Here is a 13,842-nt window from a genome sequence, read left to right on the forward strand (position 1 = left end):
CCCCTACTACTGCCAACGAGGACATCGATGCCCCGCCCGATTGTTGCCCGGATTCACCCGGATGCCGTTCGACACAATCTTGAACTGGTCCGCCAGCGCACGCCCGGCGCGCGCATCTGGGCCATCGTCAAGGCAAACGCTTACGGGCATGGCATCGAGCGCATCTATCCGGGCCTGGCCCAGGCCGACGGCATCGGCCTGCTCGACCTCGACGAGGCGGCGCTTGTGCGCACCCTTGGCTGGACGAAGCCGGTGTTGCTGCTCGAAGGTATCTTCACGCCGGAAGACGTCGCGGTGGCCGACGAGCTGCGCCTGACGGTCGCAGTGCACTGCACGGAGCAACTCGACCTGCTGTGCGCGGCCAAGGTCAAGCAGCCGATCGACATCAATCTGAAGATGAATTCCGGCATGAACCGGCTCGGCTTCCGGCCGGACGCATTCCGGGCCGCGTGGGAGCGCGCGAGGGCGGCGGCGTCGATCGGCGAGATCACGCTGATGAGCCACTTTGCCAGCGCCGACGAGGGCGACCTCGACTGGCAGATAGAACGTTTCGACGCCGCCACCCGCGAGATTCCCGGCGCGCGCTGCCTGGCCAACTCGGCCGCGGCGCTGTGGCATCCCCGTGCGCACCGCGACTGGGTACGGCCGGGCATCGTGCTGTACGGCGGCTCGCCGTCGGGCGTATCGAGCCACGTCGCGGATATTCCGCTGCGCGCCTCGATGAGCCTGACAAGCCAGGTCATCGGCACCCAGACCTTGTCGCCGCAGGAGACGGTCGGCTACGGTCGCAAGTTCGCGGCGAACGAGCCGATGCGAATCGGCGTGGTGGCTTGCGGTTACGCGGACGGCTACCCGCGGCATGCGCCAACCGGCACGCCGATCGCCGTCGACGGCACGCTGACGCGGATCGTCGGCCGCGTGTCGATGGACATGGTGACGGTCGATCTCACGCCCTGCCCGGACGCCCGCGTCGGCTCGCAGGTCGAGCTGTGGGGCGATCAGGTCAAGATCGACGACGTGGCGCACGCCGCGGGGACGATCGGCTATGAATTGATGTGTGCGCTCGCGCGCCGGGTTCCGGTGGAAGTTCAGTAACGCAGCGGCACGGGCGCCGCATTCGACATCCCGCCCCGTGCCGCTTGCCGTTACACTGGTTCGCCTACCCTCAACACTAGGTCCGCGTTCAAAGCAGCGCGGACTGCCTATCAGGAGATGGAGATGCGAACGAGTGCGCGGAATCAGTTTGAAGGGACCGTTGCCGAAGTGAAGCACGGTGCGGTGAACGACGAGATCGTGCTGCGCACGAAAGACGGTCTCGACATCGTCGCAGTGATCACGCACGGCAGTGCGACTTCGCTGGGTCTCACGCAAGGCAAAGCGGCTTTCGCGCTGGTGAAAGCGTCGTCGGTGCTGGTGATGGTGGATGTCACGAGCAGCCAGGTGTCGGCGCGCAATTGCATCGCCGGCACGGTGGCCGCCGTCACCAGGGGCGCGGTCAATTCGGAGGTCACGATTGCCGCCGCCAACGGCGCGCAGGTCGCCGCCATCATCACCAACGAAAGCGTGGACCGGCTCGGTCTGGCCAGCGGTAAACCCGCTACGGCGATTTTCAAGGCATCGAGCGTGATCGTCGGCGTCGATCAGTAAGCTTCACGTCGTGCCAACCTCAGGCGCGTGCGGCATGGGCGACGCTAGCCGTCGGCAGTTCGAAGGCGAAGGTCGTCCCCGTGCCGGCCCGCTCTACCAGACGAATCCGGCTGTGGTGCAACTGCAGCATGCGCTGCACGATCAGCAATCCGAAACCGCCGCCGCGATGCGCACCGCCGGCGCCCAACGGGCGTTCGAATAGCCCTTCGCGCAGCTCTGCCGGAATACCCGGGCCGGTGTCGCTGACCGTCACCTGGACCTTGCCGTCGCGGTAAGCAAGCTCCACGTCGATCGCACCGTCGGGCGGCGTATGGCGAAGCGCGTTGTCGAGCAGGTTGGTCAGCACCCGCTCGATCATGCCGAGATCCGCACTGACCGCCGGCAGGCGCGGCGGAATGCCGGCCCGTAGCTGGATGCGGCGCGCTTCCGCCGGCAACTCGAATTTCTGGAACACGTCCTGCACCAGATCGACCAGTGAGAAATCTTCCAGCGCCGGCTGCACGTTGCCGTGCTCGAGCCGCGCCAACTCGAAGAGCGCCTGCGCGAGCCGCCCCACCTTGACGCTTTGCGCGAGCGCGATGCCGAGATAGCGTTTGCGCTCCGTCTCGCTGAGCGTATCCGCCTTTAGCGAGAGCGTTTCGAGGTAGCCGTGCAGCGAGGTCAGCGGCGTGCGCAGGTCGTGCGAAATATTGGCAAGCAGTTCGCGGCGCTGCTGGTCCTGGCGCGTCAGCGCGCGCCACTGCTCGCCGATGCGGTCCGCCATCTGCGCGAAGGTGGCCTCGAGCACGGCGATCTCATCGCGCCGCCCTGCCGCCGAGCGCGGCACCTGCGGTTGCGTATCCGGCTCGCCGTTGGCGTCGAACTGGCGCATCGCCTCGGTCAGGCGCCGCAACGGCCGAGTGATCAGGCCGAACGCCACGAGGCCCGCCACGAGCCCCAGCAGCGCCACCAGCGCCATCGACCACAGCGTCGTGCGCAACACTGAACTCGCGGCGACACGCGCCGCCAGTTCATCGTGCGCCTCTCCGAACAACACCACGTAGATATAGCCGGACGGCGGGTGCCCCGGCATTTGCAGCGGCGCCGCACTGAACACCTTATGGCCGTCCATGCTGCGCGGATCGTCGCCGAGGATCGGCAGCGCATCGCCGGCAATGAAACGCCGGATCGGCGCCAGATCGACCTGGTCCCGCTTCACGCGCCCGGCAGGCGCATCGTCGCCCTTGATGCGCCCCTGGTTGTCGAGCAGATAGACCTCGACGCTCGGATTCACGGCCATCAACTGACCGAATAGTTGCCGCACGGCGTCCGGGCGCAGGCCGTTGGCATCGGTCAACGGCGTGCTGCCGGCGATATGCGCGGCGAGGCCACGCGACAGGCCCTGCACCACTTCCTTTTCATGCAGGTCACTCGAGCGGATCTGCAGCCAGGCCGATGCGCCCGAGCAGGCGAGCAGCAGCGCCGAGAAGACGATCAGAAGCCGCTGGGTCAGGGTCAGGTTCACGGCAAATCCTTCGGCGCGGCGTCCGCTGATGTTGCGCCCTCGGACGGCACCGCCAGCTTGTAGCCGTGCCCCCAGACGGTCAGGATGCGCGAAGGTTGCGCCGGATCGGCTTCGATTTTCGCGCGCAGCCGGTTGATATGCGTGTTGACCGTATGTTCGTAGCCTTCGTGCTGATAGCCCCAGACGGCGTTCAGCAGATCCATCCGCGAATACACCTTGCCGGGATGCTGGGCGAAGAAATACAGCAGGTCGAATTCGCGCGGCGTCAACTCGATGCGGCGGCCTTCGACGGCCGCCTCGCGCGTCAACGGGTCGATCGTCAGGCCGGCGAGCTGCAAGGTGCCGGCATCGATGCGCGAGTCTTTCGCCATCGCATCGACGCGCCGCAACAACGCCTTCACCCGCGCCACCAGTTCGAGCACCGAGAACGGCTTGGCGAGGTAATCGTCGGCGCCAAGCTCGAGACCGAGAATCCGGTGCACTTCGCTCGACCGCGCGCTGGTGATGATGATCGGCGTATAGCGCGTCATGGCTCGGGCCCGCCGGCAAATCTCCAGACCGTCGACGCCGGGCAGCATCAGGTCGAGGATCAGCGCATCCCAGCCGCCCTGCTCGAGCAGCCGCAATCCTTCGTTGCCGTCGGCGCTATGCACGACTTCATAGCGTTCGTCGCGCAGATGCAGGCTCAGAACGTTGGCAATATCGACGTCGTCTTCGACGATCAGTACGCGCTTCGGATGATCCATGGGGCTTGGGGCGGTAGTTGGCGTGTGAAGGGCGGTGAGCGGCGCCCGCCCGGAAAAAGTGCCGTTACGTCATTGTGCAAAATTTCCCGGCCGCGAGTTATCACATTTAATTTAACTTTTCGTGAGGACTTCGACACCGCCCGCGACCTAGCATGTGGCCACTATCCGCACATTGGCACCAAGGAGCCCATCATGCAGAGTCGCAGACGCTTTCTGTTCGCGGGCGCAGCCGCCGTGGCGGCGCTCGCTGCCGTGAGCCGCCGGCCCCGGCTGGCTGCGGCGCCGGCCGATGCCGGCCAGCCGGCCGCCGGCTTCGAATTCACTCGCACGGACAGCCAATGGCGCCAGATGCTGACCCCGGCCCAATACTCGGTCCTGCGCGAAGAGGGCACGGAGCGCCCGTATACGAGTCCGCTGAACGCCGAACATCGCGCCGGGGTGTTCGCCTGCGCGGGGTGCCGGCTCGACCTGTTTTCGTCGCGCACCAAGTTCGATAGCCATACCGGCTGGCCGAGCTTCTGGGCGCCGCTCGAACACGCGGTGGCGACCCGCGAAGACAGTTCGTTCGGCATGGTGCGCACGGAGGTGCACTGCCGGCGCTGCGGCGGCCATCTCGGGCATGTGTTCGACGACGGCCCCAAGCCCACCGGCCTGCGCTATTGCATGAACGGCGTGGCGATGATCTTCACGCCGGCTGCCGCCTGAGCCCGGACGCGCACGACCGACGCCCCAAACCTACGCCTACAAAACCTCTGGAAAAATCATGCTCCTCATCGTCCTCGCCTACCTCGGCGGCGCCCTGACGATTCTCAGCCCCTGCATCCTGCCGGTGCTGCCATTTGTCTTTGCGCGCGCCGATCAGCCGTTCGTGCGCAGCGGCCTGCCGCTGCTGGCCGGCATGGCGCTCACCTTCGCTCTCGTGGCGACGCTGGCCGCCGTCGGCGGCGGCTGGGTGACCCAGGCCAACCAGTATGGCCGCTGGTTGGCCATCGCGCTGCTCGCCGTGTTCGGTCTCACCTTGCTGTTCCCGCGCTTTGCCGACCACCTGATGCGTCCGCTGGTGAGCGCCGGCAACCGGCTGTCGAACTTCGCCCAGGCCGACGGCCAGCAGGTGCGCGCCGGTTCGTCGTTCCTGCTCGGCATCGCCACGGGGCTGCTGTGGGCGCCCTGCGCCGGGCCGATCCTCGGCCTCGTGCTGACTGGCGCAGCACTGCGCGGCGCGAGTGTCGGCACCACCTTGTTGCTGGTCGCCTACGCGGCTGGGGCGGCCACCTCGCTCGCGGTCGCGCTGCTGATCGGCGGCCGGGTGTTCACTGCCATGAAGCGCTCGCTCGGCACCGGAGAGTGGATTCGCCGCGGCATCGGCGCGGCGATGCTGGGCGGCGTGGTCGCAATTGCGTTTGGGCTCGATACCGGGGTGCTGACGCGGGTGTCGACGGTGGCCACCGGTGGTATCGAGCAGAAACTGGTCGACCTGCTGTCGCCAGGCGCGAAGGCGGCGACCAACCCCACCGCCGTTGCGAACACCACTGTTGCCTCCGATACGGCCCCAGCCAACTCAGGCGCCGCGATGGTCGCGACGTCCGGCAGAATGATGCGCGCGACCCAGGCCGTGAACGACACTCCGCCGCCGTTGCCCGTCGAAGGGGAGCTGCCTTCCCTGAACGGCGCCGTCCAGTGGCTGAACTCGCCGCCGCTTACGGCGCAGAGCCTGCGCGGCAAGGTCGTGCTGGTCGACTTCTGGACTTACTCGTGCATCAACTGCCTGCGCTCGCTGCCGTACGTGAAAGCGTGGGCGCAAAAATACAAGGACCAGGGGCTCGTCGTGATCGGCGTGCACGCGCCGGAATTCGCCTTCGAACGCAATATCGACAACGTGAAGAAGGCCACGCATGACCTCGGCATCGACTATCCGGTGGCGATCGACAACAACTACGCGATCTGGCGCTCGCTCAACAACGAATACTGGCCCGCGCATTACTTTGTCGATGCACAGGGACGCATCCGCTACCACCACTTCGGCGAAGGCGACTATGCTCAGTCGGAGAAGGTCATCCAGCAACTGCTCACCGAAGCGGGCCACGCAGGCGCAGCGAATGTCCCGACCGGGTTGACCGGCACCAGCGTAGAGGGCGTGGAGGCTGCAGCCGACAACTCCGATATGCACTCGCCGGAAACCTATATCGGCTATGCGCGCGCTGAAAACTTCGCTTCGCCGGGCGGCGAAACTGAAGACAAGCCGCACACGTATGCGGCGCCGGTGCAGCCCGCGCTCAACGAATGGGGCCTCGACGGCAAATGGCGCGTCGGCGCCGAGCACGCGACGCTCGCGGCAGCCTCCGGCGGCATCGTCTACCGCTTCCATGCGCGCGATCTGCATCTGGTGCTGGGCCCGAATCAGGACGGCAAGCCCGTGCGGTTTCGCGTCAGCATCGACGGCGCCGCGCCGGGCGCCGCGCACGGCAGCGATGTGAGCCCGGACGGCATGGGCACGGTGACGGGGCAACGGCTCTATCAACTGGTGCGCCAAACCGGCGACGTCAAGGATCACACCTTCTCGATCGAGTTTCTCGATCCGGGCGTCGAGGCTTATTCGTTCACGTTCGGCTGATGCCGCGTGCGGCGCCGCTGGATTCGACGCTGTATTCGATCTAACCGATGAACATCATCACTTATTGAGGAGTGGCAATCGTGAGCAACATCTCCAACAACTCGGCATCTTCGCGCAGGCGGTCCTCTTTCGCCAAACTGGCCGGCGTCGTAGCGCTCGTCTTGGGGGCAATCGCCGTGCAGCGCGTCGCAAACTCGGCCGAAGCGGCAACGCAAATCCCCGCGCCTGCGCAGGACGAAAAAGTCACGGCAACGCATAGCGAAACTGCCGTGTTCGCCGGCGGCTGCTTCTGGGGCGTGCAGGGCGTATTCGAGCACGTGCGCGGCGTGACACAGGTCGCCGCCGGCTATACGGGCGGCGCGGCGAGCACCGCGCAATACGAAACGGTCAGCGGAGGCGACACCGGCCACGCCGAGTCGGTGCAGATCACCTACGACCCGACGCAGATCACTTATGGACGGCTGCTGCAGATTTTCTTCTCGGTCGCCCATGATCCGACCGAATTGAATTACCAGGGTCCGGACCACGGCACGCAATATCGCTCGGCTGTGTTCCCGGTCAATCCGCAGCAGCGTACCGTCGCACAGGCGTATATCGCCCAGCTCGACAAGGCCCATGTGTTTTCGGCGCCCATCGTCACGCGAGTGGAAGATTTCAAGGGCTTTTATCCGGCGGAAAACTATCACCAGAATTTTCTCGTGCTGCATCCTGGCTATCCGTATATCGCAATCAACGACTTGCCCAAGGTGGCCAACCTGAAGCGGATGTTTCCCGATCTCTATCGTAACGATCCTGTGTTGCTGAAGGTCGCTTCGTCGTAGAGGAAAGCATCCTGGGCGCGATTCGCAAGCGCCCAGGGTGCATAGCCCCGTACACAAAACAGGCCAGCCAAGTTACGCTATATCCTCAGGAATATGACACCGCGCTTACCCGGGCAGGTGGCACACACTTGAGGACCTCATGACGACACCCAACCCATCGCCCGTCCTGCTCTTCTCCTACGGGACGCTACAGGACAAAGCCGTTCAACTCGCCAACTTCGGCCGCGAACTGCAGGGACGTCCCGATGCGATGCTCGGGTATGTGCAAACGTGGGTTGAAATCGTCGACCCGCAGGTGCTCGCGACCAGCGGCAAAACACACCATCCGATTCTCAAGCCCGGCACCGATCCGAGCGAGGAAATTGCCGGCACGGTGTTTGAGATCACCCAGGCGGAACTCGAAGCTGCGGACCGCTATGAGGTGGCCGACTATAAACGCGTGAGCGTGACGCTGAAATCCGGCGCCCAGGCTTGGGTGTATGTGAGCGCTTGAGCGTCGAGGTCTGGTCGATGAAACGCTTTGTGCAAGCCGTTGGTGTCGCGTTGGCTGCGTTTTTTGCCATGGGGCAAGCGTGGGCCGCCGATTCGTTCTACGCGGATCCCAACTCCGAAGCCGCCGTCTGGGTGCGCGCTCATGCCGACGATCCGCGCGCGGCAAAGATTACGGCCTCTCAATTCCCTCCCGACGCGCCCCGATCTCCTGCGCAAGCGTAACGAACAGTGCCTCCTGCGGCGACAATTCGCCGGCGCGCGACACCATCCACATCGCAGAGCGTGCGCCTTTGCCGCGCAGCGGCCGGTATGCCACGCCATCCACCTGGATGCTGCGCAACGAGGCCGGCACGAGCGCCACCCCAAGTCCGGCCGCCACGAGGCCGATAATGGTCGGCGACTCGCGCGCCTCCTGAGCAAGCTGCGGCGCAAAGCCGGCCTGCCGACACAGCGCGATGATCTGATCGTACACACCGGTGCCGCGCTCGCGCGGATACATCACGAACCCTTCGTTCTTCAACGCGCCCACCGAAATCGCGCCACCCTGTAACGCCAACGGGTGACGCGCGGGCAGAACGGCTACGAGCGCATCCTCGAACAGGCGGATCACCTGCAACGCCGGCGGCAGATCCGGGCGCGACGTACCGCGCACGAAAGCGACTTCCAGGCGCCGCTCCAGCATCGCCGTCAACTGCTGTTGCGTGGTCAGTTCCTCCAGCCTTAGGTACATCTCAGGCAGGCGGCGCCGGAATTCGAAAATCAGCTTCGGGATGACCGAGCTAAACGCAGCCGAGCCGGTAAAGCCCACCCGCAACTCACCCAGTTCGCCGCGCTGGGCCCGCCGCGCCACCTCGCCGGTCCGCTCCGCCTGCGCCGCCAGGGCGCGCGCTTCAGGCAACAGCGCCTTGCCGGCGGCCGTCAGCTCCACGCGCCGGTTGGTTCGCTCGAACAGGCGTGCGCCCAGTTCTTCCTCGAGCACCCGGATCTGCTGGCTGAGCGGAGGCTGCGCGATATTCAGGCGTTGCGCTGCCCGCCCGAAATGCAGTTCCTCGGACAGGACAATGAAATAGCGAATTCGGCGGAGATCCATGATATCGATTATGTATCATTTGCAGCCAAATCGATATTGGACACTGGCATGAGCAGATCCCATCATTGAGCCCATGATTGAAACTGCATATGGAGTGATCGAAACATGGGAAAGCACGACGTCAACCTGTTGACGGCCGTCATCTCGACCGCCGGCGAGGCGCCTCGCGAACTGCCGGGAAAGATCGAGCACGGCACGCCGGCATTCTGGCAAACCAACTTTGCCCTGTTCGCCGCCGGGTTCGCGACCTTTGCGTTGCTCTACTGCGTGCAGCCGTTGATGCCGCTCTTTTCGGCGGATTTCGGCGTTAGCGCTGCGGGCGCAAGCCTTGCCCTGTCGCTGACCACGGGGCTGCTGGCGGTAACGATGCTCGTGGCGGGCGGACTATCCGAGGCTTGGGGCCGCAAGCCAATCATGGTGGCGTCGCTATTGCTGTCGGCGGTGCTGACGGTCATCTGCGCCACCGTCCCGCACTGGCCGACCCTGCTTGTCATGCGCGCGCTGATGGGAATCGCGCTCAGTGGCTTGCCGGCGGTTGCCATGGCCTACGTTGGCGAGGAGATGCATCCGCGCTCGCTCGGTCATGCGATGGGGCTGTATGTCGGCGGAACCGGCCTGGGCGGGATGGCCGGGCGTCTGTTGACCGGCGTGATCACCGATGTCTGGGGATGGCGCTCGGCGGTGCTGGTGATCGGCGTGCTCGGCATACTGAGCGCCGCGATCCTGTGGCGCTGTTTGCCTCCGTCGCGCCACTTCGTGAAGCGGGAACTGCGCGTTGCCCCTTTGCTGCGCGCCTTCGGCACTCACTTGCGCGACGGCATCCTGCCGCTGCTGTTCGTCGAAGGTTTCCTGCTGATGGGCAGCTTCGTCACCGTGTACAACTATGTTGGCTACCGCCTGGTTGCGGCGCCTTTCTCGCTGAACCAGACCAAGATCGGCCTTATTTTCGCGGTTTATCTGTTTGGCATCGTCAGCTCGGCGTGGGCGGGGAGTCTGTCCGGGAAGCTCGGGCGCCGGGTCGTGCTGCCGGCCATGTTGATGCTGATGCTTGTCGGCACGGCCATTACGCTGTCGAACCAGCTTTGGATCATCGTGTTTGGGGTTGCCGTCCTGACGATCGGCTTCTTCGGCACACATTCGGTCGCCAGCGCCTGGGTCGGCGCACGGGCACAGATCGGCAAGGCGCAGGCGTCGTCGCTGTATCTGTTTGCCTACTACCTGGGATCGAGCGTGGTCGGCTCGCTCGGCGGGGTGTTCTGGAGTGCGCGCGGCTGGCACGGCGTCGTGGCAATGGCCTGCGCGCTGCTGTTGCTCGCGATTGCGATCGCGGTTTGGCTGTATCGGTTGCCGTCGCGGGAGGGGCTGGCGGTGGGGGTTGTGGCGAAATAAGGGGATCGCTCGAGTAGGGCCGTTCCGGATCGCTCCGTGCGGCGCTACTCAAAGTAGAGCGCGACCCGATCCGTGGTCCAGGTTGCAACGCCTGTGCCGAAAAAGTCGGTATCTTCCGTCCAAACGGGACAGCCCAAAGTCATAGCACATGCAAGAATAGGCCAGTCGTCGGCGTCCCGTCGCTCAATGCGCTCCAGAGCCTGCTGCTTCATGCCAAGATAAACGTCTGCATCGATTGCATGTACGACTGCAGCAAGACTGTCGAGTACGCGTATTGCCGCCTCTGCACGAATACCTCGCTTTTCCAGCAGCGGGGGCAAATATTTTCTGGCGTCGGCATAAGCAATGTCGGGGGCGAAAAACCTGATCGACGACGCATGCTCGACGATCAGTTCGCGCACCCGCTTTCCAAGGACGGCACGAATCAGGATATTCGCGTCGAGCACAATTGCCTTATTGCTCATGTCGCCTTGGTTTGTGCCTTTTTGCGGCCTACGGTCGATCCTCGGGCTGCCTTGAACTCGGACACGATTTCCTCAACGTCGACGCTCTGCTCGGCCAGAAGCCGATCCAAGGTTTTGCTCGCCTTTTTCAGAGCAGCAACGTCCCCTTCGCTCCGGCCGTGCGCAGGAATAAAGTAGCCCACCGTCTGCCCGTGGCGAGTGACGGCCACGGGCGTGCTGGCGGCGATGTATTCCGCCAGATCGGCCCTGAACTCCCGAATCCCAACCTTGATCGTTTCCATGACTTCGCCCCTGATAATGGTGCGCACTTGTGAATCAATGTGTACACATTTTGCGCCGAAGTCGCTGTAGATGCAAGAGTTACTTAAGATAGTCCGGCCAACCTGGTTGCGCCGGCCTGCCCAATTGCCCGCTTCGCTGAAGAGATTGTGGGACCCGTGCTAGCATTTCGCACACTCGCCGCCTTGTCCGTCGAGTGGCCTAAATGTCGTTGTAAGTCTGGAGGTTGTTGTGGCGTTGGAACATCGTGGTTTTCGAGTGAATGTTGATGTGGTGCCGGATGAACTCGGTGTGCAGTGGGTGTGCCGGGCGCTGATTGAGCGTATCGACGGCGATAGCCAGAAAGGAGCACCCGTTGGCCCCGAGCTGACTATCCCGCGAGTCAAGATCGATCCGCTGATGGCCATCAGCACGCTTGAGCATAGGGCCACAGCGGTAATCGATGAATTCTGCGATCAAGGCCACGCTACGGCTTGATACAGACACATCCAGTCAATGCGCGAAGCGGATGTCCAGCGCTCGCAGGTAAGTCTGCAGACCGGCATCCTGAATCGGAATCAGGTAGCCGTTCTCGTCCGATTCGTTGAAGTGCGCATGCCAGTAGCCCGGGGGCGTCACGAAGACCATACCCGGCTCCCAGTCGACGCGCTGCGGATTGAGAATGTTGCCCTGTTCGTCCAGTTCGGTGCCGACCAGCGTGTGGCAGCCCGGCTTGCAGTCTGAGATGAAATCCAGCGCGATCGACTGATGGCGGTGTGGTTTCTGCGTCGTCCTGGCAGCGACAACACCGAACATCGCCCACAGCACGTGTGTCACGGTACGCGTCTGCGGGAAGTTCGAGTTGCCCAACAAAACGCTAACGCGGTTACGTCGGTTGGCTCCTGCGGCGCTCGACACCTTCTTCAGTTCCTCTTCTGCACGCGCGGCCGGGTAATGCGTCGGCTTGAAACGCGGATTCCGCACGCTCGCGCCCATATAGGTGAGCAGCGGCGCGTCGTTGACGTAATACAGGCGCGCGGTCGATTCGGCCGTCAGCGTCATCGATTCGCCGCCTGGGAACGTAAAGAAGTCGCCCTTGCCGAACTTGAATGCGCTCTTGCCTTGCGAGGCAATGCCCGAACCTTCGACCACATAGAACACCATCGAGGTAGCGTTCGGCTTGAGCGCGACCTTCTCGCCGGCCAGCACGCGCACGAAGTTGGCCGAGAGACCCGGCCCCGTTGCCGGACCTTCGCAACCAAGCTCGGCAGACAGATCGAGCGGGATCACCCGGGTCGGGCCGCTGTTGTACAGCGAAGCGGGAAATGAGCGGTACGGAACGCGTGAGATCAGCCTGGCGCCGATCGGATTCGCCGATGAGGTGTATTCGAAGTACTGCGCGTCCTCGGTCGTTGCCGAAGCATCCAGTTCCAACGTAGAAAGTGCGCTCCTATCGAGCATATCAATCTCCTATAAAGGGTCCGGTGGTAGCCCCCCGCATCAGCGGAGGCATCGTCAGCTCACGCTAACGCCTGGAACCCACTATAGAAAAAGGCCGCACCTCGGAGAACGACTCGCTCCGGGAATCAGTTTTGCGGAAAAGGGCCTACAGAAGCGGGGGCCGGCCTATCCGGCTTGTTACGGACAGACGGCTGCGGACGGACGGTTACGGACGGCCGGTCACGGATGTGTCCAATAATCGTCGCGGCCGAAGATGTGGGCGTAAAAGTCGACAAACGCTCGCACCTTGGACGAAACGACTTTCTTCGGCGGATAGACGGCCCAGATCGCAGGATCCAGACGCGTAGGTCGCGCCTCCCAGTCGACGAGCAGCGCCGTCAGAGTACTCGCACGCAGCTCGGCGTCGATGCTCCATTCGGGCAGCAGCGCGATGCCGCAGCCGGCGACGGCAAGATCGATGATGGCGTCGGTATCGTTCGCCCTCACTTGCCCACTGAGCTGAACGGTCACCTCCTTCGCTTTCGACCTGGCTTTCCGATGGCTAAGGATCCATTTGTCGTCGACGGCACGCGAAAAGCGCAGCGCCTTATGACGACTCAGATCCTCCGGCGTCTCAGGTGCACCATGAACGGCAATGTACGCAGGGCTCGCGCAGACGATGCGACGATGTGCAGCAAGACGCCTCGCCATGAGCTGCGAATCGGGCAATACGCCGATCCGGATGGCGAGATCCACTTCGGTCTCGATGAGGTTGATCACATCATCCGAGAAAATCATGTCCACGCTGATACGTGGATGCTTTTCCAGAAACTCCGGCAGATGCCTCACCACATGCTTGCGGCCGAACGAAGTCGGCATGGTTACGCGCAGCACGCCTTGAGGCGACGCATTCAGCGACGATGTCATGCTGCGCGCTTCGTCCATTGCCATCATCGCCACCTGCGCATGCTCGCGAAAGACTCGCCCGCCTTCTGTGAGCACGAGACCGCGCGTGGAGCGATTGAAGAGCGCGATACCCAGATCGCTTTCTAGCTCCGTGACGTAGCGGGAGACGGTGGATGTCTTCAGTTCCATTTGCTGCGCGGTCTTGCTGAAACTCTGCAAGTCGGCGGCACAGAGGAAGGCGCGTACGGCGGCGAAATAGTCCATTCTATTGTCGGCTCCGGCCGGCAAGGCGAGACTGGTTGAGAAGCAGGTCGAACGAGGGGAAGCGAGTTCAGGCGAGGCCGTGCGGATCGATCTTGTAAATCGGAGACACGCGTGCGGCCTCGATGGAGAGATTTATAGCATGTCCGGTTGCGTTTGGTTTTTCAGGCGCGTAAACGCAGAAACCCCACCGTTGTGGGGTGGGGTTTCTGA

At 63.7% G+C, this 13,842-nt stretch carries 15 protein-coding genes; 8 read left to right on the forward strand and 7 right to left on the reverse strand.

Features of this window, described 5'->3' with window-relative positions; all coding sequences use genetic code 11:
* The first annotated feature begins 27 nt into the window (after positions 1–27).
* Both alr and AC1ECK_RS35150 read left to right on the forward strand, forming a co-directional pair.
* Positions 28–1,095: an alanine racemase gene (alr, locus tag AC1ECK_RS35145; protein WP_480327626.1), complete on the forward strand. Its 1,068-nt coding sequence runs from the start codon at positions 28–30 to the stop codon at positions 1,093–1,095.
* A gap of 123 nt (positions 1,096–1,218) precedes the next feature.
* Positions 1,219–1,647, forward strand: coding sequence for a TOBE domain-containing protein (locus AC1ECK_RS35150; RefSeq protein ID WP_480327628.1), 429 nt, complete (start codon positions 1,219–1,221; stop codon positions 1,645–1,647).
* Between the two features lie 19 nt (positions 1,648–1,666).
* Here the strand turns inward: AC1ECK_RS35150 and AC1ECK_RS35155 are convergent, their stop codons facing one another.
* Positions 1,667–3,151 (reverse strand): sensor histidine kinase, encoded by a 1,485-nt coding sequence (locus AC1ECK_RS35155; RefSeq protein WP_480327630.1) that lies wholly within the window; start codon positions 3,149–3,151, stop codon positions 1,667–1,669.
* On the reverse strand, positions 3,148–3,897 hold the full coding sequence (locus AC1ECK_RS35160; protein WP_480327632.1) for a response regulator transcription factor: 750 nt from the start codon (positions 3,895–3,897) through the stop codon (positions 3,148–3,150). Before AC1ECK_RS35160 ends, AC1ECK_RS35155 begins: the two co-directional genes overlap by 4 nt.
* A 192-nt stretch (positions 3,898–4,089) precedes the next feature.
* Between AC1ECK_RS35160 and msrB the strand changes: the two genes are divergently transcribed.
* From msrB to AC1ECK_RS35180, 4 genes are all read left to right on the forward strand, one after another.
* The gene (msrB, locus tag AC1ECK_RS35165; protein WP_480327634.1) at positions 4,090–4,602 is read left to right on the forward strand and encodes a peptide-methionine (R)-S-oxide reductase MsrB; all 513 of its coding nucleotides are present in this window, start codon (positions 4,090–4,092) and stop codon (positions 4,600–4,602) included.
* A 58-nt stretch (positions 4,603–4,660) separates the two neighbouring features.
* A complete protein-coding gene (locus AC1ECK_RS35170; protein ID WP_480327636.1) occupies positions 4,661–6,508 on the forward strand; it encodes a cytochrome c biogenesis protein DipZ in 1,848 nt (615 codons plus the stop codon).
* An 80-nt stretch (positions 6,509–6,588) separates the two neighbouring features.
* The gene (msrA, locus tag AC1ECK_RS35175) at positions 6,589–7,329 is read left to right on the forward strand and encodes a peptide-methionine (S)-S-oxide reductase MsrA (protein WP_480327638.1); all 741 of its coding nucleotides are present in this window, start codon (positions 6,589–6,591) and stop codon (positions 7,327–7,329) included.
* Between the two features lie 139 nt (positions 7,330–7,468).
* The gene (locus AC1ECK_RS35180) at positions 7,469–7,822 is read left to right on the forward strand and encodes a gamma-glutamylcyclotransferase family protein (RefSeq protein WP_480327640.1); all 354 of its coding nucleotides are present in this window, start codon (positions 7,469–7,471) and stop codon (positions 7,820–7,822) included.
* Positions 7,823–7,990: 168 nt separating this feature from the next.
* Here AC1ECK_RS35180 and AC1ECK_RS35185 read toward each other — a convergent pair whose 3' ends face one another.
* Positions 7,991–8,911, reverse strand: a complete 921-nt coding sequence (locus AC1ECK_RS35185) for a LysR family transcriptional regulator (protein WP_480327642.1) — start codon at positions 8,909–8,911, stop codon at positions 7,991–7,993.
* Between the two features lie 105 nt (positions 8,912–9,016).
* Here AC1ECK_RS35185 and AC1ECK_RS35190 point away from each other — a divergent pair, with 105 nt between their 5' ends.
* Complete coding sequence (locus AC1ECK_RS35190) at positions 9,017–10,300, forward strand: MFS transporter (protein ID WP_480327644.1); 1,284 nt, start codon at positions 9,017–9,019, stop codon at positions 10,298–10,300.
* 44 nt (positions 10,301–10,344) lie between these two features.
* Here AC1ECK_RS35190 and AC1ECK_RS35195 read toward each other — a convergent pair whose 3' ends face one another.
* A complete protein-coding gene (locus AC1ECK_RS35195; protein WP_480327646.1) occupies positions 10,345–10,764 on the reverse strand; it encodes a PIN domain-containing protein in 420 nt (139 codons plus the stop codon).
* A complete protein-coding gene (locus tag AC1ECK_RS35200) occupies positions 10,761–11,045 on the reverse strand; it encodes a type II toxin-antitoxin system Phd/YefM family antitoxin (protein WP_480327648.1) in 285 nt (94 codons plus the stop codon). Before AC1ECK_RS35200 ends, AC1ECK_RS35195 begins: the two co-directional genes overlap by 4 nt.
* Before the next feature lie 229 nt (positions 11,046–11,274).
* On the opposite strand from AC1ECK_RS35200, the gene AC1ECK_RS35205 reads away from it, so the two are divergent.
* Complete coding sequence (locus AC1ECK_RS35205) at positions 11,275–11,520, forward strand: hypothetical protein (protein ID WP_480327650.1); 246 nt, start codon at positions 11,275–11,277, stop codon at positions 11,518–11,520.
* Between the two features lie 15 nt (positions 11,521–11,535).
* On the opposite strand, the gene AC1ECK_RS35210 is transcribed toward AC1ECK_RS35205, so the two are convergent.
* Both AC1ECK_RS35210 and AC1ECK_RS35215 read right to left on the reverse strand, forming a co-directional pair.
* Positions 11,536–12,483 (reverse strand): cupin, encoded by a 948-nt coding sequence (locus tag AC1ECK_RS35210; protein ID WP_480327652.1) that lies wholly within the window; start codon positions 12,481–12,483, stop codon positions 11,536–11,538.
* Positions 12,484–12,702: 219 nt separating this feature from the next.
* Positions 12,703–13,632, reverse strand: a complete 930-nt coding sequence (locus AC1ECK_RS35215) for a LysR family transcriptional regulator (protein ID WP_480327654.1) — start codon at positions 13,630–13,632, stop codon at positions 12,703–12,705.
* Positions 13,633–13,842 lie beyond the last annotated feature (210 nt).

Source organism: Paraburkholderia sp. SSBN10T (assembly GCF_056619545.1).

Coding starts and splice junctions, on each gene's coding strand:
- alr (WP_480327626.1), top strand. CDS start 28: ATGCCCCGCCCGATTGTTGCCCGGATTCACCCGGATGCCGTTCGACAC.
- AC1ECK_RS35150 (WP_480327628.1), top strand. CDS start 1,219: ATGCGAACGAGTGCGCGGAATCAGTTTGAAGGGACCGTTGCCGAAGTG.
- AC1ECK_RS35160 (WP_480327632.1), bottom strand. CDS start 3,897: ATGGATCATCCGAAGCGCGTACTGATCGTCGAAGACGACGTCGATATT.
- msrB (WP_480327634.1), top strand. CDS start 4,090: ATGCAGAGTCGCAGACGCTTTCTGTTCGCGGGCGCAGCCGCCGTGGCG.
- AC1ECK_RS35170 (WP_480327636.1), top strand. CDS start 4,661: ATGCTCCTCATCGTCCTCGCCTACCTCGGCGGCGCCCTGACGATTCTC.
- AC1ECK_RS35180 (WP_480327640.1), top strand. CDS start 7,469: ATGACGACACCCAACCCATCGCCCGTCCTGCTCTTCTCCTACGGGACG.
- AC1ECK_RS35185 (WP_480327642.1), bottom strand. CDS start 8,911: ATGGATCTCCGCCGAATTCGCTATTTCATTGTCCTGTCCGAGGAACTG.
- AC1ECK_RS35190 (WP_480327644.1), top strand. CDS start 9,017: ATGGGAAAGCACGACGTCAACCTGTTGACGGCCGTCATCTCGACCGCC.
- AC1ECK_RS35195 (WP_480327646.1), bottom strand. CDS start 10,764: ATGAGCAATAAGGCAATTGTGCTCGACGCGAATATCCTGATTCGTGCC.
- AC1ECK_RS35200 (WP_480327648.1), bottom strand. CDS start 11,045: ATGGAAACGATCAAGGTTGGGATTCGGGAGTTCAGGGCCGATCTGGCG.
- AC1ECK_RS35210 (WP_480327652.1), bottom strand. CDS start 12,483: ATGCTCGATAGGAGCGCACTTTCTACGTTGGAACTGGATGCTTCGGCA.
- AC1ECK_RS35215 (WP_480327654.1), bottom strand. CDS start 13,632: ATGGACTATTTCGCCGCCGTACGCGCCTTCCTCTGTGCCGCCGACTTG.